General features: G+C 71.2%; 22 protein-coding genes. 18 read left to right on the top strand and 4 right to left on the bottom strand.

The window, feature by feature from the left end; all coding sequences use genetic code 11:
- Positions 1-279: 279 nt before the first annotated feature.
- The 9 genes from Mam01_RS13185 to Mam01_RS13145 all read left to right on the top strand — a co-directional run bounded on the left by Mam01_RS13185 (position 280) and on the right by Mam01_RS13145 (position 8922).
- Complete coding sequence (locus tag Mam01_RS13185; RefSeq protein ID WP_239101265.1) at positions 280-1158, top strand: helix-turn-helix transcriptional regulator; 879 nt, start codon at positions 280-282, stop codon at positions 1156-1158.
- Positions 1155-2567: a Fe-S cluster assembly protein SufB gene (gene sufB / locus Mam01_RS13180; protein ID WP_150934638.1), complete on the top strand. Its 1413-nt coding sequence runs from the start codon at positions 1155-1157 to the stop codon at positions 2565-2567. Before Mam01_RS13185 ends, sufB begins: the two co-directional genes overlap by 4 nt.
- Positions 2567-3691, top strand: a complete 1125-nt coding sequence (gene sufD / locus Mam01_RS13175; protein WP_150934639.1) for a Fe-S cluster assembly protein SufD — start codon at positions 2567-2569, stop codon at positions 3689-3691. Before sufB ends, sufD begins: the two co-directional genes overlap by 1 nt.
- Positions 3688-4017: a non-heme iron oxygenase ferredoxin subunit gene (locus Mam01_RS13170; protein ID WP_204285625.1), complete on the top strand. Its 330-nt coding sequence runs from the start codon at positions 3688-3690 to the stop codon at positions 4015-4017. The genes sufD and Mam01_RS13170 overlap by 4 nt, the downstream gene beginning before the upstream one ends.
- A gap of 7 nt (positions 4018-4024) precedes the next feature.
- Positions 4025-4777, top strand: coding sequence for a Fe-S cluster assembly ATPase SufC (gene sufC / locus Mam01_RS13165; RefSeq protein WP_150934641.1), 753 nt, complete (start codon positions 4025-4027; stop codon positions 4775-4777).
- The gene (locus Mam01_RS13160) at positions 4777-6042 is read left to right on the top strand and encodes a cysteine desulfurase (protein ID WP_204285624.1); all 1266 of its coding nucleotides are present in this window, start codon (positions 4777-4779) and stop codon (positions 6040-6042) included. Before sufC ends, Mam01_RS13160 begins: the two co-directional genes overlap by 1 nt.
- Before the next feature lie 2 nt (positions 6043-6044).
- Positions 6045-6482 (top strand): Fe-S cluster assembly sulfur transfer protein SufU, encoded by a 438-nt coding sequence (gene sufU, locus Mam01_RS13155; RefSeq protein ID WP_117410045.1) that lies wholly within the window; start codon positions 6045-6047, stop codon positions 6480-6482.
- Between the two features lie 73 nt (positions 6483-6555).
- Positions 6556-6948 carry a metal-sulfur cluster assembly factor gene (locus tag Mam01_RS13150; RefSeq protein WP_373868694.1) on the top strand — a complete coding sequence of 131 codons (393 nt, stop codon included), beginning with the start codon at positions 6556-6558 and terminating at the stop codon, positions 6946-6948.
- Between the two features lie 411 nt (positions 6949-7359).
- A complete protein-coding gene (locus Mam01_RS13145) occupies positions 7360-8922 on the top strand; it encodes a DEAD/DEAH box helicase (protein ID WP_204285688.1) in 1563 nt (520 codons plus the stop codon).
- Between the two features lie 135 nt (positions 8923-9057).
- Here the strand turns inward: Mam01_RS13145 and Mam01_RS13140 are convergent, their stop codons facing one another.
- The 3 genes from Mam01_RS13140 to Mam01_RS13130 all read right to left on the bottom strand — a co-directional run bounded on the left by Mam01_RS13140 (position 9058) and on the right by Mam01_RS13130 (position 12329).
- Positions 9058-10005: a carbohydrate ABC transporter permease gene (locus Mam01_RS13140; protein ID WP_204285623.1), complete on the bottom strand. Its 948-nt coding sequence runs from the start codon at positions 10003-10005 to the stop codon at positions 9058-9060.
- A complete protein-coding gene (locus Mam01_RS13135; RefSeq protein ID WP_204285622.1) occupies positions 10005-10919 on the bottom strand; it encodes a carbohydrate ABC transporter permease in 915 nt (304 codons plus the stop codon). The genes Mam01_RS13140 and Mam01_RS13135 overlap by 1 nt, the downstream gene beginning before the upstream one ends.
- Before the next feature lie 129 nt (positions 10920-11048).
- Positions 11049-12329 carry an extracellular solute-binding protein gene (locus Mam01_RS13130; protein ID WP_204285621.1) on the bottom strand — a complete coding sequence of 427 codons (1281 nt, stop codon included), beginning with the start codon at positions 12327-12329 and terminating at the stop codon, positions 11049-11051.
- A 336-nt stretch (positions 12330-12665) separates the two neighbouring features.
- Between Mam01_RS13130 and Mam01_RS13125 the strand changes: the two genes are divergently transcribed.
- The 7 genes from Mam01_RS13125 (at position 12666) to Mam01_RS13095 (ending at position 18469) form a co-directional block, all read left to right on the top strand.
- Positions 12666-13631, top strand: coding sequence for an acetylxylan esterase (locus Mam01_RS13125; protein ID WP_204285620.1), 966 nt, complete (start codon positions 12666-12668; stop codon positions 13629-13631).
- Between the two features lie 131 nt (positions 13632-13762).
- Positions 13763-14026, top strand: coding sequence for a phosphoribosyl-ATP diphosphatase (locus tag Mam01_RS13120; RefSeq protein WP_150934647.1), 264 nt, complete (start codon positions 13763-13765; stop codon positions 14024-14026).
- Between the two features lie 67 nt (positions 14027-14093).
- Positions 14094-14939: an ATP phosphoribosyltransferase gene (gene hisG / locus Mam01_RS13115; protein ID WP_204285619.1), complete on the top strand. Its 846-nt coding sequence runs from the start codon at positions 14094-14096 to the stop codon at positions 14937-14939.
- Positions 14940-15045: 106 nt separating this feature from the next.
- Positions 15046-15930: an ABC transporter ATP-binding protein gene (locus tag Mam01_RS13110; protein ID WP_204285618.1), complete on the top strand. Its 885-nt coding sequence runs from the start codon at positions 15046-15048 to the stop codon at positions 15928-15930.
- A 2-nt stretch (positions 15931-15932) separates the two neighbouring features.
- On the top strand, positions 15933-16670 hold the full coding sequence (locus Mam01_RS13105) for an ABC transporter permease (RefSeq protein ID WP_204285617.1): 738 nt from the start codon (positions 15933-15935) through the stop codon (positions 16668-16670).
- Positions 16671-16697: 27 nt separating this feature from the next.
- Positions 16698-17867: a sensor histidine kinase gene (locus tag Mam01_RS13100; protein ID WP_204285616.1), complete on the top strand. Its 1170-nt coding sequence runs from the start codon at positions 16698-16700 to the stop codon at positions 17865-17867.
- On the top strand, positions 17864-18469 hold the full coding sequence (locus tag Mam01_RS13095) for a response regulator transcription factor (RefSeq protein ID WP_204285615.1): 606 nt from the start codon (positions 17864-17866) through the stop codon (positions 18467-18469). Before Mam01_RS13100 ends, Mam01_RS13095 begins: the two co-directional genes overlap by 4 nt.
- A 16-nt stretch (positions 18470-18485) precedes the next feature.
- On the opposite strand, the gene Mam01_RS13090 is transcribed toward Mam01_RS13095, so the two are convergent.
- On the bottom strand, positions 18486-19913 hold the full coding sequence (locus tag Mam01_RS13090) for an EAL domain-containing protein (protein WP_239101264.1): 1428 nt from the start codon (positions 19911-19913) through the stop codon (positions 18486-18488).
- A 119-nt stretch (positions 19914-20032) separates the two neighbouring features.
- On the opposite strand from Mam01_RS13090, the gene Mam01_RS13085 reads away from it, so the two are divergent.
- A complete protein-coding gene (locus Mam01_RS13085) occupies positions 20033-20713 on the top strand; it encodes an acVLRF1 family peptidyl-tRNA hydrolase (RefSeq protein WP_204285614.1) in 681 nt (226 codons plus the stop codon).
- 129 nt (positions 20714-20842) lie between these two features.
- A complete protein-coding gene (locus Mam01_RS13080) occupies positions 20843-22441 on the top strand; it encodes an ABC-F family ATP-binding cassette domain-containing protein (RefSeq protein ID WP_150934654.1) in 1599 nt (532 codons plus the stop codon).
- Positions 22442-22535 lie beyond the last annotated feature (94 nt).

The following is a 22535-nucleotide window of genomic DNA, read 5'->3' as shown; positions in this document are numbered from 1 at the left end:
CCCGGTCACGCGACCGGCCTCCCCTCACAGACGCGACCGCGGAGCGGGACGGAAATCCGGACGCCGCTCCACGTCGCTGACTGCATCGAGTTTAGGGAGCGGGGGGCGCGCTCTCGTCGTCGGATGCCGCTCCCGGACGCCCGCGGAGTAAAGGACGCGGAAAACCTTCGCGGAGCCGTCGTCGCAGGTTAGGTAAGCCTTGCCTGCGTGAGAAATTGCATGCCCGTCGACCTCATCTTGGGTTTGTCGACCGGGAAGGAATTACGGCACACTGATGTTGTGAAAAACGTGCAGGGGAGACAGAGCGCGGAGAAGGCCGTGGCGACGCGGCCGTTCTCGGCGTCCCCGTCCCCCGCGCGTGCGGGCACCACCACCATCGCAGCCACCACCGTCGGCAAGGACATCAGCGCCGAGCGGGGCACCCGGGCCAGGGTGGCGCGGCTCATCCTGGAGCACGGCCCCGTGACCGCCGCGGCGCTCGGCGAACGGCTCGGGCTGACACCGGCCGCGGTGCGCCGTCACCTCGACGCGCTGCTGGCCGACGGCATGATCGAGCCGCGTACGGCCCGCCCCCGCGGTCAGCGGGGACGCGGCAGGCCGGCCAAGATGTTCGCGATCACCGACGCGGGCCGCAGCGCCTTCGTCCACGCCTACGACGACCTGGCCGGCAGCGCGCTGCGCTTCCTGGCCGAGCGCCTGGGCGGCGAGGCGGTGTCGGAGTTCGCGCAGGCTCAGGTGTCCGGGCTGGTCGGCAGGCTGGAGACGCTGATGCGCGAGGTCCCGGCCGAGCAGCGGGTCCGCGTGCTGGCGGAGGCGCTCTCGACGGAGGGCTACGCGGCGTCCGCGACCGCGACCGGCAAGGGCGGCGAGCAGCTGTGTCAGCATCACTGCCCGGTGGCGCACGTCGCGGCGGCGTTCCCGCAGCTGTGCGAGGCGGAGACCGAGGCGTTCGCCCGGTTGCTCGGCACTCCGGTGCAGCGGCTGGCCACGATCGCCAACGGCGACGGCGTCTGCACCACCCACGTCAGCTCGCCCGCGCTGGCCGCGCGGCACGCGCGTGCCGATCCATCGGGTCTGCCGGGTCCGCCCACACCGGCCGCACACATACCGACCGCACATATATCGAGCACATCGACGAGCAAGGAGTCCGGCAGGTGACTGTCACCGACCGCCCGGAGCTGGAAGGCCTCGGGAATTACAAGTTCGGCTGGGCCGACGCGGACGTGGCGGGGGCCACGGCCAAGCGTGGGCTGTCCGAAGAGGTCGTCCGCAACATCTCCGCGCTCAAGAACGAGCCGGAGTGGATGCTCGACCTGCGCCTCAAGGGCCTTCGGCTGTTCCATAAGAAGCCGCTGCCGACCTGGGGCTCCGACCTCACGGGCATCGACTTCGACAACATCAAGTACTTCGTGCGCTCGACCGAGAAGCAGGCCGCCTCCTGGGACGAGCTGCCGCCCGACATCAAGAACACCTACGACAAGCTCGGCATCCCGGAGGCGGAGAAGCAGCGCCTCATCGCCGGTGTCGCCGCCCAGTACGAGTCCGAGGTCGTCTACCACAAGATCCGTGAGGACCTCGAGGAGAAGGGCGTCATCTTCGTCGACACCGACACCGGCCTGCGCGAGCACGAGGAGCTCTTCAAGGAGTACTTCGGCACGGTGATCCCGGTCGGCGACAACAAGTTCGCCGCGCTCAACACCTCCGTGTGGTCCGGTGGCTCGTTCATCTACGTGCCGCCGAACGTGAACGTCGAGATCCCGCTGCAGGCCTACTTCCGGATCAACACCGAGAACATGGGCCAGTTCGAGCGGACGCTGATCGTCGTGGACGAGAACTCCTACGTCCACTACGTCGAGGGCTGCACCGCGCCGATCTACTCGTCCGACTCGCTGCACTCGGCGGTCGTCGAGATCGTCGTGAAGAAGGGCGCCCGCTGCCGCTACACGACCATCCAGAACTGGTCGAACAACGTCTACAACCTGGTCACCAAGCGCGCCGTGGCGTACGAGGGCGCGACCATGGAGTGGATCGACGGCAACATCGGCTCCAAGGTCACGATGAAGTACCCGGCCGTCTACCTCATGGGCGAGCACGCCAAGGGCGAGACGCTGTCGGTCGCCTTCGCCGGCGAGGGCCAGCACCAGGACGCGGGCGCCAAGATGGTGCACCTCGCGCCGAAGACCTCCTCGACGATCATCTCCAAGTCCGTCGCGCGCGGCGGCGGCCGCACGTCCTACCGCGGCCTGGTGCAGATCGACGAGGGCGCGGCCGGCTCGGCCTCGACCGTCAAGTGCGACGCGCTGCTGGTCGACCAGATCAGCCGGTCCGACACCTACCCCTACGTCGACGTCCGCGAGGACGACGTCTCCATGGGCCACGAGGCCACGGTCTCCAAGGTGTCGGAGGACCAGCTGTTCTACCTGATGAGCCGGGGCCTCGGCGAGGACGAGGCGATGGCCATGATCGTCCGTGGGTTCGTCGAGCCGATCGCCCGCGAGCTGCCCATGGAGTACGCCCTGGAGCTCAACCGCCTGATCGAGCTGCAGATGGAAGGAGCGGTCGGCTGATGGGCCTGGAGACCAAACCGCTGTCGACGCTGCACGAGAAGGCGTCGTACGACGTGGCGGACTTCCCGGTGCCGACGGGCCGCGAGGAGGAGTGGCGCTTCACGCCGCTCGCGCGGCTGAAGGGGCTGCACGACGGCACGGCCGCCGTCACCGGCGGGGTCGTGGTGGACGTCGAGGCCGCGCCCGAGGTGCGGGTCGAGACCGTCGCCCGCGACGACGCGCGGCTCGGCCGGGCCTACACCCCGGCCGACCGGGTCAGCGCGCAGGCGTACTCGTCGTTCGAGAAGGCCACCGTCGTCACGGTCCCGAAGATGACGGCCGCCTCCCGGCCCACCGTGATCACGCTGCGCGGGTCCGGGGACGGCGCCGCGGCGTACGGGCACATCCTCGTGTCGGTGGAGCCGCTGGCCGAGGCCGTGCTGGTCCTGGACCACCGCGGCAGCGCGGTCTACGCCGACAACGTCGAGTTCGACGTGGCCGAGGGCGCGACGCTCAAGGTCGTCAGCCTGCAGGACTGGGACGACGACGCCGTGCACGTCTCCCACCACCACGCGAGGCTCGGCAAGGACGCGACGTTCCGGTCGTTCGTGGTCACCCTCGGCGGCGACCTCGTACGGCTGTCGCCCTCGGTGTCGTACACCGCGCCGGGCGGCGACGCCGACCTCACCGGGCTCTACTTCGTGGACGCCGGGCAGCACCTGGAGCACCGCCTGCTGGTGGACCACAGCGTGCCGAACTGCCGCAGCAACGTGACCTACAAGGGCGCGCTGCAGGGCGACGAGGCCCACGCGGTCTGGATCGGCGACGTGATCATCCGGGCCGAGGCCGAGGGCACCGACACCTACGAGCTCAACCGCAACCTCCTCCTCACCGACGGCGCCCGCGCCGACTCGGTGCCGAACCTGGAGATCCTCACCGGCGAGGTCGCGGGAGCGGGCCACGCGTCCGCCTCCGGCCGCCTCGACGACGAGCACATCTTCTACCTGCAGGCCCGCGGCATCCCGTTCGACGAGGCCCGCCGCCTGGTCATCCACGGGTTCTTCGCCCAGTTGCTGGAGAAGATCCAGCTGCCGGAGCTGCGTGAGCGCGTGCTGTCCGCGGTCGAGGCGGAGCTGGCCCGATGAGCGGCGAGACGCCCCACTGGGAGAAGGTCTGCCAGGTCGCGGACATCCCCGACGGCGGCGTCGTCGGCATGGAGGTCGGGGACACGCCGGTCGCGCTGGTGCGGACCGGCGGCGAGGTCTTCGCCCTGCACGACGTGTGCTCGCACGCCGAGGTCCGCCTCAGCGAGGGCGAGGTGTACGACCACACGCTGGAGTGCTGGCTGCACGGCTCCTGCTTCGACCTGCGCAGCGGGAAGCCCACCGGGCCGCCCGCGACCAGGCCCGTCAACGTCTACCGAGTCAAGATCGAAGGCGACGACGTGTACGTCTCGCTCTCGAAGGAGTAAATACACAGTGTCCACCCTTGAGATTCGTGACCTGCACGTCGCCGTGGGCGACAAGGAGATCCTGCGCGGCGTCGACCTGACGGTCCGCAGCGGCGAGACCCACGCCATCATGGGCCCGAACGGCTCGGGCAAGTCCACGCTGGCGTACGCCATCGCGGGGCACCCCAAGTACACCGTCACCTCCGGCAGCGTCCTGCTCGACGGCGAGGACCTGCTGGACATGGCGGTGGACGAGCGCGCCCGCGCCGGGCTGTTCCTCGCCATGCAGTACCCGGTCGAGGTCCCCGGCGTCAGCGTGTCGAACTTCCTGCGCTCCGCGATCACCGCGGTCCGCGGCGAGGCGCCGAAGCTGCGCGAGTTCGCCAAGGAGCTGAAGTCGGGCATGGACGCGCTGTCCATCGACCCGGCCTTCGCCCAGCGCAACACCAACGAGGGCTTCTCCGGCGGTGAGAAGAAGCGGCACGAGATCCTCCAGCTCGAACTGCTCAAGCCGAAGATCGCGGTGCTGGACGAGACCGACTCCGGCCTCGACGTCGACGCACTGCGCGTCGTCTCCGAGGGCGTCAACCGGTTCCGCGCCTCCGGCGACACCGGCGTGCTGCTGATCACCCACTACACCCGCATCCTGCGCTACGTGAAGCCGGACTTCGTCCACGTCTTCGCCGCCGGGCGCGTGGTGGAGGAGGGCGGCCCCGAGCTGGCCGACAAGCTGGAGGCCGAGGGCTACGAGGCGTACACCTCGAAGGCGGCGTCCGCCTGATGAGTGCCGTGCCCGGCTTCGACGTGGAGAGGATCAGGAAGGACTTCCCGGTCCTCACCCGCGAGCTTCCCGGAGGCAGGCCGCTGGTCTACCTCGACTCCGGCAACTCCTCCCAGAAGCCGGCCCAGGTGGTCGAGACCATGCGCGACCACCTGACCTGGCACTACGGCAACGTCGGCCGGGCGCTGCACGTGCTCGGCAGCGAGTCGACCGAGGCGTACGAGGACGCCCGCGGCAAGATCGCCGCGTTCGTCGGGGCGCCGTCGCGGGACGAGATCGTCTTCACCAAGAACGCCTCCGAGGCCCTCAACCTCGTGGCGTACGCCTTCGGCAACCCCATCGGCGAGGACGAGCGGTTCCGGATGGGCCCCGGCGACGAGATCGTGATCTCGGAGATGGAGCACCACTCCAACATCGTGCCGTGGCAGATGCTCGCGCAGCGCACCGGCGCGACGCTGCGCTGGTTCCCGGTGACCGACGAGGGCCGCCTCGACGTCGAGGGCCTGGAGGAGCTGGTCAACGAGCGGACGAAGATCGTCTCGATCACGCACCAGTCGAACGTGCTGGGCACGGTCAACTCGGTCTCGCCGATCCTGGCGCGGGCGCGCGAGGTCGGCGCGCTGATGATGCTCGACGCGTCGCAGTCCGTGCCGCACCAGGCCGTGGACGTGGCCGAGCTGGGCGTCGACTTCGTCGCGTTCACCGGCCACAAGATGGTGGGCCCCTCCGGGATCGGCGTGCTGTGGGGCCGGCGTGAGCTGCTCGACGCGATGCCGCCGTTCCTGGGCGGCGGCGAGATGATCGAGGCGGTCTGGATGGACCACTCGACGTACGCGCCGGTGCCGCACAAGTTCGAGGCCGGGACGCCGCCCATCGTGGAGGCGATCGGGCTCGGCGCGGCGGTCGACTACCTGACCGCCGTCGGCATGGACCAGATCAAGGCGCATGAGAAGGAACTGGTGGCGTACGCCCTGGAGGCGCTGCCGGAGCTCCCCGGCCTGAGGATCATCGGGCCGCGAACGCCGATCGCCCGCGGCGGCACGATCTCGTTCACGCTGGAGGGCATCCACCCCCACGACGTGGGGCAGATCCTCGACGACGTGTACGGGATCGCGGTCCGGGTAGGTCATCACTGCGCCCGGCCGCTGCATCTCAGGTTCGGAATTCCGGCCACCACACGGGCGTCTTTCTACCTGTACAACACGACGGCCGAGATCGACGCACTGGTCCGCGGCCTCCACCACGTGCAGAAGGTGTTCGGCTGAACATGATCGCTGAATCCATGTACCAGGAGCTGATCCTGGAGCACTACAAGCATCCCCAGGGGCGGGGTCTGCGGGAGCCCTTCGACGCCGAGGTCCACCACGTCAACCCCACGTGCGGCGACGAGCTGACGCTGCGGGTGAAGGTGGCCGACGGCGGCAAGGTGCTCGACGTGTCCTACGACGGCCAGGGCTGTTCGATCAGCCAGGCCGCCGCCTCGGTGCTCCACGAGCTCGCCACCGGCTCCACGGTGGACGAGTCGCTGTCGGTGGTGGAGGAGTTCACCCGGCTCATGCAGGGCAGGGGCCAGGTGGAGCCCGACGAGGACGTGCTGGGCGACGCCGTGGCGTTCGCCGGCGTGGCGAAGTTCCCGGCCAGGGTCAAGTGCGCGCTGCTGGCCTGGATGGCCTACAAGGACGCGCTGATGCGGAGCCAGGGATGACCGGACGCCCCACCGGTGTCGACCGGCACGCGGAGAGCGTGACCCGGCCCGGGAGAAGAGCTGAGGAGACGACGTGAGCAAGCCCACCGAGACCCCGACGGGAACCGTGACGGAGGCCGCCGAGCCCGGCGCCTTCGACGGGTCTCCCAGCCTGGACGACCTGATGGAGGCGCTGAAGGACGTCGTCGACCCCGAACTCGGGATCAACGTGGTCGACCTGGGCCTCGTCTACGGCGTCAACCTCGACCCGGCCGGCGAGGGCGAGCGGCCGATCGCGACGATCGACATGACGCTCACCAGCGCCGCCTGCCCCCTCACCGACGTCATCGAGGACCAGGCCAACTCGGCGCTCGCCGACCTGGTCTCCAACGTGGTCATCAACTGGGTCTGGCTGCCGCCGTGGGGCCCGGACAAGATCACTGACGAGGGCCGCGACCAGCTCAGGATGCTCGGCTTCAACGTCTGATCCGTCCCGCCGCCCGTCTGCTCCGTCCGGTCCGTGGCGGCCTTCCACCGGGAGGCCGCCCGCCGGTGCTCATCCCGCCGCGCGGGTCCGTGTCGCTTTGTGTCGCCCCACGCGGCGCGGGAATGCCGTACAGTGATTCTTTGCTTCATCTTGTGCGACGCGAGTCGAGCGTCCGTGGGAGGCCGCCGCCTGGCGGCCCGCCGCACCGGACGCCCGCGCACGGTTCTCTGTGCGCACGGTTACTCGGGCGCACGGGCCGCCGGTGAGCCACCGGCGTGCAGCGCCCGAAAGGTACGGCTCGCCGTACGTCATGGGTCGTCCTTTCGCAGAAGTGACGCCCCCACGTGCTCCGGCACGTTCTCAACCCGTCCACGTGGCGGGATCTCCTACGAAAGGCACGATTACGTGACCATGCTTGACCTCGGTGACGGCACGACCGCCGGTATCACCGAGAACCCCGTTGAGTTCGCGGACCTGGGGCTGCCCAGGCCGCTCGTGACGGGGCTCGCCCGCCAGGGCATCACCGCGCCGTTCCCGATCCAGCAGGCGGCCATTCCCGACATCCTCGCCGGACTCGACGTCCTCGGGCGGGGCCGGACCGGTTCCGGCAAGACTCTCGCGTTCGGCCTGCCCACGCTGGTCAGGATCGCGGGGGAGCGGGCCCGCCCCCGGCGGCCCCGCGCCCTCGTCCTCGTGCCCACCCGCGAACTCGCGTTCCAGGTGGCGAGCGCTATCGAGCCGCTCGGCCGGGGGCTGTCGCTGCGCACCAGGACGGTCGTCGGCGGTATGCCGATGGGCCGTCAGATCGAGGACCTGCGCCGGGGGGTCGACATCGTCGTCGCCACGCCCGGGCGCCTCACCGACCTGATGGAGCAGGGCGAGTGCGATCTCGGCGACGTCGAGATCACCGTCCTCGACGAGGCCGACCACATGTGCGACCTCGGATTCCTCCCGGTGGTGACCGCGATTCTGGCGCGCACGCCGGCGGACGGCCAGCGGCTGCTGTTCTCCGCGACGCTCGACGGCGACGTGGACAAGCTGGTCCAGCGGTTCCTGACGGACCCGGTCGTCCACTCGCTGGACCCGGCCACCTCCCCGGTCGACACCATGGAGCACCACCTGCTCCAGGTGCACCGGGAGGAGAAGACGGACGTCACCGCGGAGATCGCCAACCGCGACGGCCGGACCATCCTGTTCGTGCGGACCCAGCACGGCGTGGACCGGGTCGTCAAGCAGCTGGCCCGCGCGGGAGTCCGCGCCGGCGGCCTGCACGGCGGCAAGCGGCAGAACCAGCGCACCCGCATCCTCGACGGGTTCCGCCGGGGCGACATCGGCGTGCTCGTCTGCACGGACGTCGCGGCCCGCGGCATCCACGTGGACGACGTGAGCCTCGTGCTGCACGTCGACCCGCCGGCCGACCACAAGAGCTACCTGCACCGCGGCGGCCGTACGGCCCGCGCCGGCGAGCACGGGGTGGTGCTGACGCTGGTGCTGCCGAGCGAGCGCCGCGCCACCGAGTCGCTGACCCGCAAGGCGGGGGTCACCGCGTCGCGGCACCGGGTGGCGCCGGGCGACCCGATCCTCGCCGACATCGCCGGGGCCAGGCGGCCGAGCGGCGACACGGTGCCCGTGTGGGAACCGGAGGTGCGCACGCCGCTGCGGTCCCGGCCGGACGACCAGTCCCGGGCCGGCCGCCCCCGGCGCTTCGGCGACCGCTCCCGCAGCGGTGGCGGCGGCGGTGGCACCGGACGCGGCGGTGGCGAGCGTTCCTACAGTGGCGAACGGTCGTACGGCGGCGACCGGCCGCACAGCGGTGACCGGCCCCACGGCGGTGAGCGCTCCTACGGCGGTGGCGGACGTCCTCGCGGCGGGAGCGGGAGCGGGAGCGGGGGCGGCACCGGCGGCGGATACAGCGGCGGCGGCCACAGTGCTGGCGGGCGCGGCAGTGGCGGCCGCCGTTACACCGGCCGCTGAGCCTGCTGTCTGAGCCGGCTCCTCTGAACCGACCCTGCTTCTGAGTCGACTCTGCTGAGCCTGGACCTCTGACCGAACCTTCCCGAGGGGAGGGATCGCGACCATCAGGATCGCGATCCCTCCCCTCGGTGCTGTTCAGCCCTTGAGGCCGCTCAGCACGATCCCTCGGGTGAAGTAGCGCTGGAAGGCGAGGAAGAAGGCGATCGACGGCAGGGAGGCGAGCAGGCCGCCCGCCATGATCGCCCCCTGGTTCTGCGCGCCCGTGAAGTAGGAGTTGAGGCGGGCGAGCGCGACCGGGATGTTCGCCATCTCGTCGCTCTGCACGAGGATCAGCGGCCACAGGAAGTTGTTCCACTCGGCGAGCACGATGAAGATCGACATCGCGGCGAGGGCGGGGCGCAGCAGCGGCAGCACGATCCGCCACCAGATGCGCCACTCCCCGGCGCCGTCGACCCGGGCCGCCTGGATGAGCTCGTCCGGGATCGAGTGGAGGAACTGCACCAGGAAGAACAGCACGAACGCCTTGGCCAGCGCCGGGATGACGTAGCCCTGGTAGGTGTCCAGCCAGCCCAGGTTCCGCATGATGACGTAGTTGGGCACGAGCGTGGTCTGCCAGGGCACCATCATCGAGGCGACGATCATCAGGAAGATCAGCCGCCGGCCCGGCACCCGGTGCTTGGTGATCACGTACGCCGCCAGCGAGGCGATCAGCAGCGAGCCCACCGTGATCGTGATCGTGATCACCAGGCTGTTGAACATGAACCGGCCGAAGCCGAAGTCGACCTGGAACCGCTGGAAGAGGCCCTGGAGATGTCCGGGGTTGACCTGGGTGGGGGAGTATCCGGGGTCGTAGAAGTTGTCCAGGGTGGGGTGCTCGGGCACGAACGACGGCGGCTGCCTGTCGAGCTCCGTCACCGGTTTGAACACCGTGATCAGCATCCAGTAGAACGGAGCGATCATGGTGAGCGACAGCAGGTAGAACGGCAGGCGCAGCAGACCGCCGCGCCGGGCGCCGGAACCCGGTCGCCGCGGCGCGGCCGCGGGAGGCGCGGTGACGGGGGCGGTGAGAGGAGCGGCGGCCATCACAGCTCCTTCAGCGCGCGGCCGATGCGGAGGTTGACCATGCTGATCGCGAAGATGATCAGGAAGAGCACCCAGGCGATCGCCGAGGCGTAGCCGAGCTTGAAGTGCGTGAAGCCCTGGTCGTAGAGGTAGGGCACGATCATCAGGCCCGAGTCGAGCACGCCGCCGATGTTGTTGGTGCCCCGGAACACGATGTAGACGGCTTCAAAGACCTGGAACGCCCCGATCAGGCCGGTCACGACCACGTACGTGGTGACCGGGCGGAGCAGCGGCAGCGTCACCCGGCGGAACTGCTGCCAGGGCGTGGCGCCGTCGATGCGGGCCGCCTCGTAGTACTCCTGGGGGATGGAGCCCAGCCCGGCGACGTACAGGACCATGCCGTAGCCCATCCCGCCCCACACCGACATGAGCACGAGGATCGGGATCGTGAGCCCGGGCGTGGCCAGCCACTCGACGGCCCGGCCGCCGAACCATCCGACGACGGTGTTGGCCAGGCCGAAGTCGCCCGGATTGAAGATCCACTTCCAGAGCAGCATGAGCGCGATGGACGAGGTCACCGAGGGCAGGAAGAAGACGGTCCGCATGACGCGGTGGGGCCAGCCCGACCCGCCGAAGGCCAGCGCGAGGCCGAGCGACAGCAGCGTGCCGATGCCGACCGACGCCACCACGTAGAGGAACGTGTTGCCGAGGGCGTGGCGGAACCGGTCGTCGTCGAACAGCAGGCGCCGGAAGTTCTCCAGGCCGGCGAACTCGGGGGCGGTCACCCCGTCGAACTTCGTGAAGCTGAGATAGAGCGAGTTGGCCAGCGGCCAGACCAGGAAGCCGGCGAACAGGGCGAGGAACGGCAGCAGCATCAGATAGGACGTGCCGTGGCGGCGCCATCGGTGCCGGGACACGGCGGCAGGGGTTGCCATGGAGTCTCTTCTCTCCAGTCGGAAGGGGCCGCCCCGCGATCCGTACGGACGCGGGGCAGCCGGTGAGGGGTGCCGCGAGCCGGTGAGAGGTCAGGTGTCACCGGCCGGTCGGTGGCGGTCGGCGGGGGGTCAACCGGCGTTGCGCTCCATGACCTTGGCGGCCTCGCCCAGGGCCGTCTTCATGTCGGCCTTGCCGAGGATCGCCGACTGGAGGTGCTTGGCCACGTCGCCCGCGCTCTCGTCCCAGCCGGGGCATCCGGGAGCCGCGGCGCCGGTGCTGATGATCTTCGCGAACACCTGGGAGTGCTGCGGCTGGAACGGCGAACCGGCCACCTTGTCCGGACGCGGCGGGATGTAGGCGACGTTGCGGGCCTTCGACTCGGCGTTCACCGCGTCGACCGCCTCGTCGGTGTAGAGGTACTTCACGAAGTCGGCCGCCTGCTGGATGTGCTTGCTGTAGGACGTCACCCCGACCGCCCGGCCGCCGATGAAGGTCGTCGGGCCCGCCGGACCGGCGGGCAGCGGGGCCACCGCCCACTTACCCTTCAGCTTGGGCTTGGAGGTGTCGATGACGAGCGCGTTCCAGGTGCCGCCGTAGACCATCGCGGTGCCCGCGTCCAGCGCGTCCGAGGTGGTCACCGTGTCGGTGGGCGCGCCGTACTTGCGGTGCAGGTCGATCCAGAACGACAGCGCCCGCTCGGCCTCGGGGGTGCCGAGCGAGGGCTTGCAGTCCGGCGTGTAGAAGCTGCCGCCGGCCTGGTAGAGGAAGTTGAAGTAGCCGATCCAGTCGAGGTTGCCCCAGTCGATGCTGAACGGGGTCTTGACCCCGGAGTCCTTGAGCTTCCCGATGTCGGCGGTCAGTTCGTCCCAGGACGTGGGCGGCTCCTTGATGCCGGCCTTCTCCAGCAGGTCGGTCCGGTAGTAGAGCGCCTCGGTGGACATGTCCAGCGGAATGCCGTAGACGGTGCCGTCGGGGGAGACGGCCGACTTCCACTGGGCGGGCTGCGCCTGGGCCTTGAGCTGCTCGACGCCGTACTTGCGCAGGTCGACCATCCCGCCGCGCAGGCCGAACTGGATGGTCCAGGTCATGCCGCCGGAGATGACGTCCGGCCCGCTCCGGCTGGTGGAGGCCGCGAGCAGCTTGGCGTACGCGTCGTCCCAGCTCAGCGTCTGCACCTTGATCGTCACATTGGGGTGCGACTTCGTGTAGAGGTCGGCCGCCTTCTGGAAGGCCGCGCTCTCGTCGTCGCCTCCGGTGGACCACCACGTGATCGCGGCGGGGGCGTTCGCGTCGGCCTGCCTGGTCTCCGGGGTGCCGCTCGTCGCGCAGCCCGCGCCGAGCCCGGTGATCAGGACGGCGATCAGGGTGGCGGGCAGAGCGGCCCGGCGGGCCGCCGGCGTTCGTCGCATGGAGGTCTCCGATCTGACGGACGGTTCTCACGGACAGTGATCGATTGACGTGTCGTGCCCCCGAGAGGCGGCCCGCCGCGAGATCGTGCCGTGCGGACGCACCTCACACGCGTGGAATTCGTGCAGAGTCCAGCACTAAACCGGATTAGTTGCAAGAGGGTGTTTCAGCCCGTCAATCCGGCCTTTACCGCACATCGGCCATGATTGCGCAGGTGAACGCCGTATCGGCCGACGAGATCCGGTGCGGACAGAGACCCTTAACCGGGTCAGAACGCTGAAACGAGGCACTTGTGTAGCCTTGACCGGCGTATGCCCCACCAGTTCACGGGAGCCCCCATGTTCGTTGACATGCCCCTCGACCAACTGCGTGCGTACCTGCCCGAGCGCCGGGAGCCGGCGGACTTCGACGCCTTCTGGGACCGCACGCTCGCCGAGGCGCGCGAGCACGACCTGAACGCCGTCTTCGAGCCGTACGAGGCCGATCTCGCGCTGGTGGACGTGGCCGACGTGACGTTCGCGGGGTTCGGCGGGCATCCGATCAAGGGGTGGTTCATCGCGCCGGCGGGTGCGTCCGGCCCGCTGCCGTGCGTGACGGAGTTCATCGGGTACGGCGGCGGGCGCGGCCGGCCGCACGACTGGCTGCTGTGGCCCGCCGCCGGGTACGCGACCTTCGTGATGGACACCCGCGGGCAGGGCGGCACCTGGCGCTCGGGCGACACGCCCGACCCGGTCGGCGGCAACGGCGCGCAGATCCCCGGCAAGCTCACCCAGGGCGTGTTCGACCGGGACGACTACTACTACCGGCGGCTCTACACCGACGTCGTGCGGGCGGTGGAGGCGGCCAGGTCGCATCCCCTCGTGGACGCCGGGCGCGTCGTCGTGGCCGGGGGCAGCCAGGGCGGCGGCATGGCGCTGGCCGCCGCGGCGCTCGTGCCGGACCTCGCGTACGCCTTCGTCAACGTGCCGTTCATGTGCGACATCCGGCACGCGGTGGAGATCACCGACGAGGACCCGTACGGCGAGCTGGGGCGGTTCTGCGGCATCCACCGCACCCGGGTCGAGGAGATCTTCGCCACGCTCGGCTACTTCGACGGGCTGCACTTCGCGGCGCGGGCCCGCACGCCCGCCCGGTTCTCCGTGGCCCTGCGCGACGGCGTCACCCCGCCCTCCACCGTGTTCGGGGCGTACAACCACTACGCGGGCCCGAAGGACATCACCGTGTGGCCGTTCAACGGCCACGAGGGCGGGGAGTCGCAGCAGGCGCTGGAGCAGCTCCGGCTGGCCCGCAAGATCCTCGGCTGAGACCGGCCCGGCGCAGGCGTGATCTCGCCCCGTGATCTCGCAGGGTGGACGCGGGGCGCGGACGCCCCGCGTCCGCAACTACCCTTGGGCCGATACCCTGAACGGGCAGTCCCACGATTCCGAGAGAGACCATGAAGACCTTCGAAGAGCTGTTCGCCGAGCTGGCAGACAAGGCCCGGACCCGGCCCGCGGGGTCCGGCACCGTGGCCGCGCTGGACGCCGGCGTCCATGCCATCGGCAAGAAGGTCGTCGAGGAGGCCGCGGAGAGCTGGATGGCGGCCGAGCACGAGTCGGCGGAGCGGGCGGCGGAGGAGATCTCCCAGCTCCTCTACCACGTCCAGGTGCTCATGCTGGCCCGCGGGATCGGGCTGGACGAGGTCTACAAGCATCTGTAGCCGCCGCGGCGGCCCCGGATGTCCGGAGACCAATCGACCTCGTCCTGCCTGAAAGGATCTTCAACTCATGCTGCGCATCGCCGTACCGAACAAGGGCGCGCTCTCCGAGGGCGCCCAGACCATCCTGAAAGAGGCGGGCTACCGCCAGCGCAGGGACAGCAAGGAACTCGTGGTCGTCGACTCCGAGAACTCCTGTGAGCTGTTCTTCCTGCGCCCGCGCGACATCGCCGTCTACGTCGGCGAGGGCACCCTGGACGCCGGCATCACCGGGCGCGACATGCTCTTCGACTCCGGGTCCCCGGCCGAGGAGGTCATGCCGCTCGGGTTCGGGCGGTCCACGTTCCGCTTCGCCGCCCCGGCCGGCGCCCACTCCGGCGTCGACGGCCTGTCCGGCCTGCGCATCGCCACCTCGTACGCCGGGCTGCTCGGCAAGTACCTCGCCGACCAGGGCGTGGACGCCCGGGTGATCAAGCTCGACGGCGCGGTCGAGACCGCGATCAGGCTCGGCGTCGCCGACGCGGTGGCCGACGTGGTGGAGACCGGCACGACGCTGCGCAACGTCGGGCTGGAGGTCTTCGGGGAGCCGATCGCGCACTCCGAGGCCATCCTGATCAAGCGGGCCGGGGCGCCGGAGGCCAACGGCTTCCAGCAGCTCATCCGCCGCCTGCAGGGCGTGCTGGTGGCGCGCGACTTCGTCATGATCGACTACGACATCCGGGCCGAGCGCATCGACGAGGCCATCTCCATCACCCCGGGCATGGAGGGGCCGACCGTCTCCCCGCTGCACCGCGAGGGCTGGGTGGCGGTGCGGGCGATGGTCCCGCGCAAGGGCCACCAGCAGGTCATGGACCAGCTCTGGGAGATCGGCGCCAAGGCGATCCTCGTCACCGCCATCTTCGCCTGCCGCCTCTGACGCGCCTGTGACCCGCCGCGACGGCCGCCCGCGATGACATATGTCATCGCGGAGGCCGGAGGCATCCCACTGCCGCCCTTCCCGGCCCGCTTCTAGTTTTGTCGGCATGAACGCCATCTCCTTCACGGACGTCACCAAGAGGTACGGCGACGTGCTCGCGGTCGACGGCCTCGACCTGGAGGTCCCGGCCGGCAGCACGGTCGCGCTCCTCGGGCCGAACGGGGCCGGGAAGTCCACCTCCATCAACATGCTGCTGGGCCTGCTGAGGCCCTCGGCGGGCGAGATCCGGGTCTTCGGCGAGCCGCCGGAGACCGCGGTCGCCCACGGCGAGATCGGCGCGATGCTCCAGGAGGGCGAGCTGATCCCCGAGCTGACCGTGGCCGAGACCGTGGACTTCGTCCGCCGGCTCTATCCGAACCCCCTGCCGCGCGAGGAGATCCTCCGGCTCGCCGACCTGACCGAGCTGGCCGGGCGGCGGGCGAACCGCCTGTCCGGCGGGCAGACGCAGCGGGTGCGGTTCGCCCTGGCGGTCGCGGGCGGGCCGAGGCTGCTGCTGCTCGACGAGCCGACCGCGGCCATGGACGTCGAGTCCCGCCGTACGTTCTGGGAGAACATGCGGCGCTACGCCGCGCAGGGGCGCACGATCCTGTTCGCGACGCACTACCTGGAGGAGGCCGACGAGAACTCCGACCGGGTCGTCGTGATCGCACGGGGGCGGGTCGTGGCCGACGGCACCGCCGCCGAGATCAAGGCAGGCGTGGCCGGGCAGTCGGTGAGCTTCCGGCTGGGCGACCAGCCGGCCGCCGGGCTGGCGAGCCTGCCGGGGACGACCGGCGTGGAGCTCCAGGCGGACCGCGTCACGCTGCGCACCACCGACCTCGACGCGACGGTCGAGGCGTTGTACCGGAAGACCACCCTCGACGTGCGCGATCTCCAGGTCCACGGGGCCGATCTGGAGGACGCCTTCCTCGCTCTCACCAAGGAGTCGTGACGATGCCGCACTACCTGAAGGTCGAAGTGCTGCGCATGCTGCGCAACAAGCGGTACGTCATCTTCGTCGTCGCGTTCCCGCTCGGCTTCTACCTGCTGTACTCGAACCTGTGGGGCGCGCAGACGGACGAGGCCACCGGGATCAAGGGCAGCGTGCTGCTGATGGTCAACATGGCGGCGTACGGCGCGCTCGCCTCGTCGGTGATGTCCACGGCCGTGCCCTGGGCGCAGGAGCGGCACAGCGGCTGGCTGCGGCAGCTCCAGATCACCCCGCTGCCCGCCTGGGCCATCCTCGCGACCAAGCTCGTCGCGTCGCTGCTGCTGGTGCTGCCCGCGCTGCTGCTGGTGGGACTGGCCGCGGTTTTCACCCAGCACGTGTCGCTGCCGGTGGGGCAGTGGATCGGGCTGATCGCGTTCATGTGGATCGGGACCATCCCCTTCGTGGCGCTCGGCCTCGCCATCGGCTCGGCGCTGCGGCCCGACACCGCCCAGCCGGTGGCCATGATCTCCATGTTCGGCCTCGCCCTGCTGGGCGGCCTGTGGATCCCCACGTCGCTCATGCCGGAGGCCATGCGGAACGTCGCCGAAGTGCTGCCGTCGTACGACTACGCGGGCATCGGGTGGCGCATCGTCGCCGGGCAGGCGCCGTACGGGTCCGACGTGGCGGGCATCGTCGCCTGGGCCGTCGCGCTGGGGGCCGTCGCGGTGCTCGCCTACCGCCGCGCCGTGGTGCGTGCCTGACCCGTCGGGGAGCGGAGGGACGACGCGATGAGCCGGCTGGCGAGGGTCTTCAGCTTCGGCGGGCCGGACGACGGCCCGTACCGCATGAGGCGGCTGATCGGCATGTCGCTCGGCCTGATCTACATGTTCTACCCGGTGGCCGAGGTGGTCGACGGCAGGGTGGGGACGGCGCAGGCGGTCTTGCGGATGGCCGCGCTCGCGGCCTTCGTGGGCGTCTACCTGACGCTCGTGCTGGGGCCGCGCGGCCTCAGCCACCATCCCCGGTGGCTGTTCCCCCTGTTCGGCCTCGCCACCCTGATGGGGGTCGCCTTCCCGCTGGTGTTCCACAGCGAGAACTGGCTGACCCTGCCGGTCTACCTGACGGTCGTCTACGCGATGGCCCTGCCGCCCCGGCGCGCCGTGCTCGGCATCGGGGCCATGACGGCGATCCTGGTCGCCGATGGCCTGGTGATCGGCGCCGAGGACGGGCTGCTGTGGATGCTCGTGCTGCAGAGCGCCGCCCTCGGCATGCTGTTCATGACCGTCCGGAACACCCGCGTCCTCATAGGCGAGCTCAGGGAGGCGCAGAGCGAGGTGGCCAGGCTGGCCGCCGCCGAGGAGCGGCTGCGCATCGCCCGCGACCTGCACGACCTGCTGGGACACGGCCTCTCGCTGATCGTGCTGAAGAGCGAGCTCGCCCGTCGGCTGGCCGAGCAGGGGTCGCCGAAGGCGGCCGCGGAGGTGGCCGACATCGAGGCGGTGGCGAGGCAGGCGCTGCTCCAGGTGCGCGAGGCCGTCACCGGCTACCGCCACAGCTCGCTGCCGGAGGAGATCGACGGCGCCCGCGCCGCCCTCGCCGCCGCCGGGATCGCCCTCACCGTCCGCACGTCCGGCGCCCCGCTGCCCGAGGACCTCGACGGCCTGTTCGGCTGGGCCGTGCGTGAGGCCACCACCAACGTCGTACGGCACGCCCGGGCCACCCGCTGCGAGATCACCGTGTCGTACGGCGAGCGGGGCGCCACGCTGGAGGTCGCCGACAACGGCCGGGGCGGGCCGTACCGGCCGGGCAACGGCCTGACCGGGCTCGGCGAGCGGGCCCGCGCCGCGGGCGGCGACCTGGAGGTCGAGAGCGGCGGGCGGGGGTTCCGGGTGCGGATCGCGGTCGCCCCGCCCCCGGACCTCACTCCCGAGATCGTCGCGGATAGGTTGGGCGAATGATCAGGGTCGTGCTGGCGGAGGACCAGAGCATGGTCAGGGGCGCGCTGGCCTCGCTGCTCGGCCTGGAGCCCGACATCGAGGTGGTCGGGGAGGCGGCGAACGGCGACGAGGCGGTCGCGGTCGCGGAGGCGACCCGGCCGGACATCGCGCTGCTGGACATCGAGATGCCCGGCAGGGACGGCATCGCCGCCGCCGAGGAGCTGCGCCGGCGGGTCCCCGGGTGCCGGGTGGTGATCCTCACGACCTTCGGCCGGCCCGGCTACCTGCGCCGGGCGATGGAGGCCGGGGCGGTGGCGTTCCTGGTCAAGGACAGCCCGGCGCGCGACCTGGCCGCCGCCCTCCGGCGGGTGCTCCGGGGCGAGCGGGTGATCGACCCCGGGCTGGCCGCCGCGGCGCTCAGCGCCGGGCCGAACCCCCTGTCGCCGCGCGAGCGGGACGTGCTGTCGGCCGCCGCGGACGGCTCGACCATCAACGACATCGCGCTGCGGCTGCACCTGTCGGAGGGCACCGTGCGCAACTACCTGTCGGCGGCCATCCAGAAGACCGGGGCGCGCAACCGCATCGAGGCCGTGCGGAAGGCCCAGGCGCAGGGCTGGCTCTGACCCGCCGCCGGGCGGGTCAGCGGGCGGCCTGCATCTCGGCGACGTGCCGCAGCAGGTCGCTGATCCGGACCACGCCCATGCACCGGCCCACCTCGTCGACCACGACCAGGTCGTCGTACGCGCGGGTGGTGTCGCGCCCGGCCACCTGCATGGCCGCGATCGCCGGGGTGGTCTTCGCCACGATCTTCGCGGGGTCGGCCAGGCGGCTGGCCGGCTTCTTCGCGTGCAGCGCGTGGCCGTACGCCCCGGCCATGAACAGCAGGAACCGGCTGCGGTCGACGCTGCCCTGCGGGCGCTGGTATTCGTCCACCAGGACCACGCTGGTGATCGACGGCTCCGCGCTGAGCACGCCGACGACCTCCTCGGCCGTCGAGCCGGCCGGCAGCGTCACGGCAGGAAGCAGGAACTCCTGCACGCGTGGTCCCAATCCGCTCGCGCCCGGTCCCATGAGGCCCGGCGCGGCGGGGACGGCCTCGGTCTCCGGCACCGGCAGCGGCACGTGGACGCGGTTGTGACCGTGGGAGGGCCGCCAGTCGGGCGGCGCGAGCAGGGGGCCCTGGGCGAGCCGGATGCCCCAGCCGCGCACCGCCGCGAGCTGCGTCTCCTCGCGTACGCCGGGGGCGAGCACGTGCGCCCCGGCGCCACGCGCCAGGCGGACGAGCGACTCCACGAGCGCGCCGCGCCGGGGGTCGCGCGTTCCCCGCGCCAGCAGATCGGCGGAGAGCGCGATCACGTACGGCGCGGCGTCGGCGAGCAGGTCGAGCGGCAGCGGGGACGTGCCGAGCTCGCCGAAGGCGACGAGATAGCCCACCGCGCGCAGGCCGTCGATACCGGACAGCAGGGCGGTGCGCCCCACGGCCGCGACATCGCCCTCGATCATCAAGATGACCTCGCGCGGACGGCGGTTGCACATCCGCAGCGCCTCGTGCAGCGGCGCCGTCCCGGCCGAACCGGCGGCGACCACGGCGGCGGAGATCGGCAGCACCAGCGGCAGGGCGGTCTCCTCGCGGGCCGCGGCCAGCACGCCGTTCACCGTGGCCGCGACGCCGCCCGTCACGCCACCCGTCACACCGCCCGTCACGCCGCCCGGGTCCGGCATGGCGTACGTGGCGGCGTCCGGCGCGGCGCCCCACGCGGGGTCCTCGGGGATCACCTGTACGGCGATCGCGCCGCCGGTGTCGAGGTCGACCACCGGCAGGAACAACGGGACGGGCGGGCGGGGAGGAGTGCCGTGGAGACCGCTGTGGAGACCGCTGTGGAGACCGCTGTGGGGAGTCCCCGGGACGAAGGACGAGGGCAGGGGCCCGGTTGCGGAGGCGGCGGGGGTGTACCGCCGCACGAGGCCCGCCGGGTGGTGTCCCTGCGGGTCGTCCGGATGGTATGCCGACGGGGCGCCCGGAACGGACGCGGCGACCGGCGACGCCGGCGAGGAGGGGAGCGTCACGGGGTGAATTGTGGGGCGGCTCCCCGGGGCCGTTGACCCTTACAGGGGGAAATTCACCTACATTTCCCCGCCAGTTGGACGGAATCCGGCAAACGACCACACCGGTAGGCTGATCAGCCATGACGGGACGGCCCGCCGCCGGAGGCGGCAGATGGGTCTCGGTGGCCCCCGAGCGGCTCGCGGGCTGGATCGCGCGCTTCGCCGCGCGGCACGGCGCGATCGAGGCGGTCATCCTGCCGGACGTCGTGCGCCTTGACGCCGCCGACGGCGCGGTCGCCGAATGCCACGTGCCGTTCCCGCCGCTGCGCCCGTCCCCTGTCACGCCGCCGACCCCCGCGGCCCTGCCGGCTCCGGCGGCGGCGCTGGTCGCCCACGCCTGCCGCGAGCGGACCGTCGGCGTGCTGCTGGCCCGGCTCGGCGGGCACGCCGCCGGCGTCTTCACCGGCACCCGCCTGGTCGCGGCCAAGGTCGGGTCGCGTCAGGTCCACGGGCGCAGCGCGGCGGGGGGATGGTCCCAGCAGCGCTTCGCCCGGCGCAGGGACAAGCAGTCGGCCGAGGCGCTGCGGGCCGCCGCCGACGTGGCCGTCCGGCTGCTGACGCCGCGGCTGGCCGACCTGGAGGCGGTGGTGCTCGGCGGGGACCGGCGGGCGGTCGACGAGATCAGGGAGGACCGGCGTCTCGCGCCGCTGTTCGCCCTGGAGGCCGGGCCGTTCCTCACCGTTCCCGATCCGCGGCTGGCCGTTCTGGAGGGCGCACCGGACCTGTTCCGCGCCGTGCGGATCCGGCTGCTCGACCCCTGACCGGCGGGCGGGGCTCGGCGAAGCCGGTCGCGGTGACGGCGGCACTACACTTGAGCCCATGAGCGCTCCCGACTGATCGCTCCCGGCACCGGTCCTGTCCGCATCACCCACGGGAGTGTCCCCTCCATCATGATCATCGCTACCGACGTCGAACTTCGCGCGGGCTCCCGCCTGCTCATCGAGGGCGCCTCGTTCCGGGTGAACCCGGGCGACAAGATCGGGCTGGTCGGGCGCAACGGCGCCGGCAAGACCACCCTCACCAAGGTCCTCGCGGGTGAGGGCCTGCCCGCCACGGGCTCGGTCACGATCTCCGGCAGCGTCGGCTACCTGCCGCAGGACCCCCGTACGGGAGACCTGAGCGTGCTGGCGCGCGACCGGATCCTGTCGGCCCGCGGGCTCGACGAGGTGTTGCGCGACCTGCGCGCGGCCGAGACCGGGATGGCCGCCGACGACCAGCGCGTGCGCGACCGGGCGGTGCGCGCGTACGGCCGGCTGGAGGACCGCCTGCACGTCCTCGGCGGTTACGCGGCGGAGTCGGAGGCGGCCTCGATCGCCTCCAGCCTCGGGCTGCCCGACCGGGTTCTCGGCCAGCCGCTGCAGACCCTCTCCGGAGGCCAGCGCAGGCGGGTCGAACTGGCGCGAATCCTGTTCAGCGGGGCGGAGACTCTCCTGCTCGACGAGCCCACAAACCACCTCGACGCGGACTCGATCGGCTGGCTTCGCGAATTTTTGCGCTCCCACCAGGGCGGCTTGGTGATCATCAGCCACGACGTCAACCTTCTTGAAGCCACGGTAAACCGGGTGCTCCACCTGGACGCGAACCGCTGCGTCATCGACACCTACAACGTCGGCTGGAAGGCCTACCTGGCGCAGCGGGAGACCGACGAGAAGCGGCGCAAGCGGGAGCGCGCCAACGCCGAGCGGCAGGCGTCCGCCCTGCTGTCCCAGGCCGACCGGATGCGGGCGAAGGCCACCAAGGCCAAGGCGGCCCAGGACATGGAGCGCCGTGCCCGGCGGCTGCTCTCGGGCGTGGAGGGTGAGCGCCGGTCCGACCGGGTCGCCAAGCTGCGCTTCCCCCAGCCGGCGCCCTGCGGCAAGACGCCGCTGACGGCCCGCGGCCTGTCCAAGTCGTACGGCTCGCTGGAGGTGTTCACCGACGTCGACGCCGCCGTCGACCGCGGCTCCCGGATCGTCATCCTGGGCCTGAACGGCGCGGGCAAGACGACCCTGCTGCGCCTGCTCGGCGGCATCGAGACGCCCGACACCGGCGAGGTCCTGCCCGGCCACGGGCTCAAGCTCGGCTACTACGCGCAGGAGCACGAGACCCTCGACGCCGGGCGCACCGTGCTGGAGAACATGCGCTCCGCGGGCCCCGACCTCGCCGACGTCGACCTGCGCAAGGTGCTCGGCTCGTTCCTGTTCACCGGCGACGACGTGGACAAGCCGGCGGGGGTCCTGTCCGGCGGTGAGAAGACCCGTCTGGCGCTCGCCACGCTGGTGCTGTCGAGCGCCAACGTGCTGCTGCTCGACGAGCCCACCAACAACCTCGATCCGGCCTCCCGTGACCAGGTGCTGACCGCCCTCGGCTCCTACACGGGCGCGATTGTGCTGGTCACCCATGACGAGGGCGCCGTGGAGGCGCTGAAGCCGGATAGGGTGATTCTGTTGCCAGACGGAGTGGAAGACGCATGGAGCGACGAATTTTCCGATCTTGTGGCGCTTGCCTGATCTTAATTTGAGCGGGTAGGGATCTTTTCCCGCGGAGTAGGTAGCCGATCCCGTCGAAATGACTGATCATGGGCTGAAGTAACGCTGCGGAAGT

This window comes from Microbispora amethystogenes (genome assembly GCF_016863015.1).
Lineage (GTDB): Bacteria > Actinomycetota > Actinomycetes > Streptosporangiales > Streptosporangiaceae > Microbispora > Microbispora amethystogenes.
The sequence above is the reverse complement of the archived record's forward strand: the minus strand, read 5'-3'. Positions and strand labels throughout refer to the sequence as shown.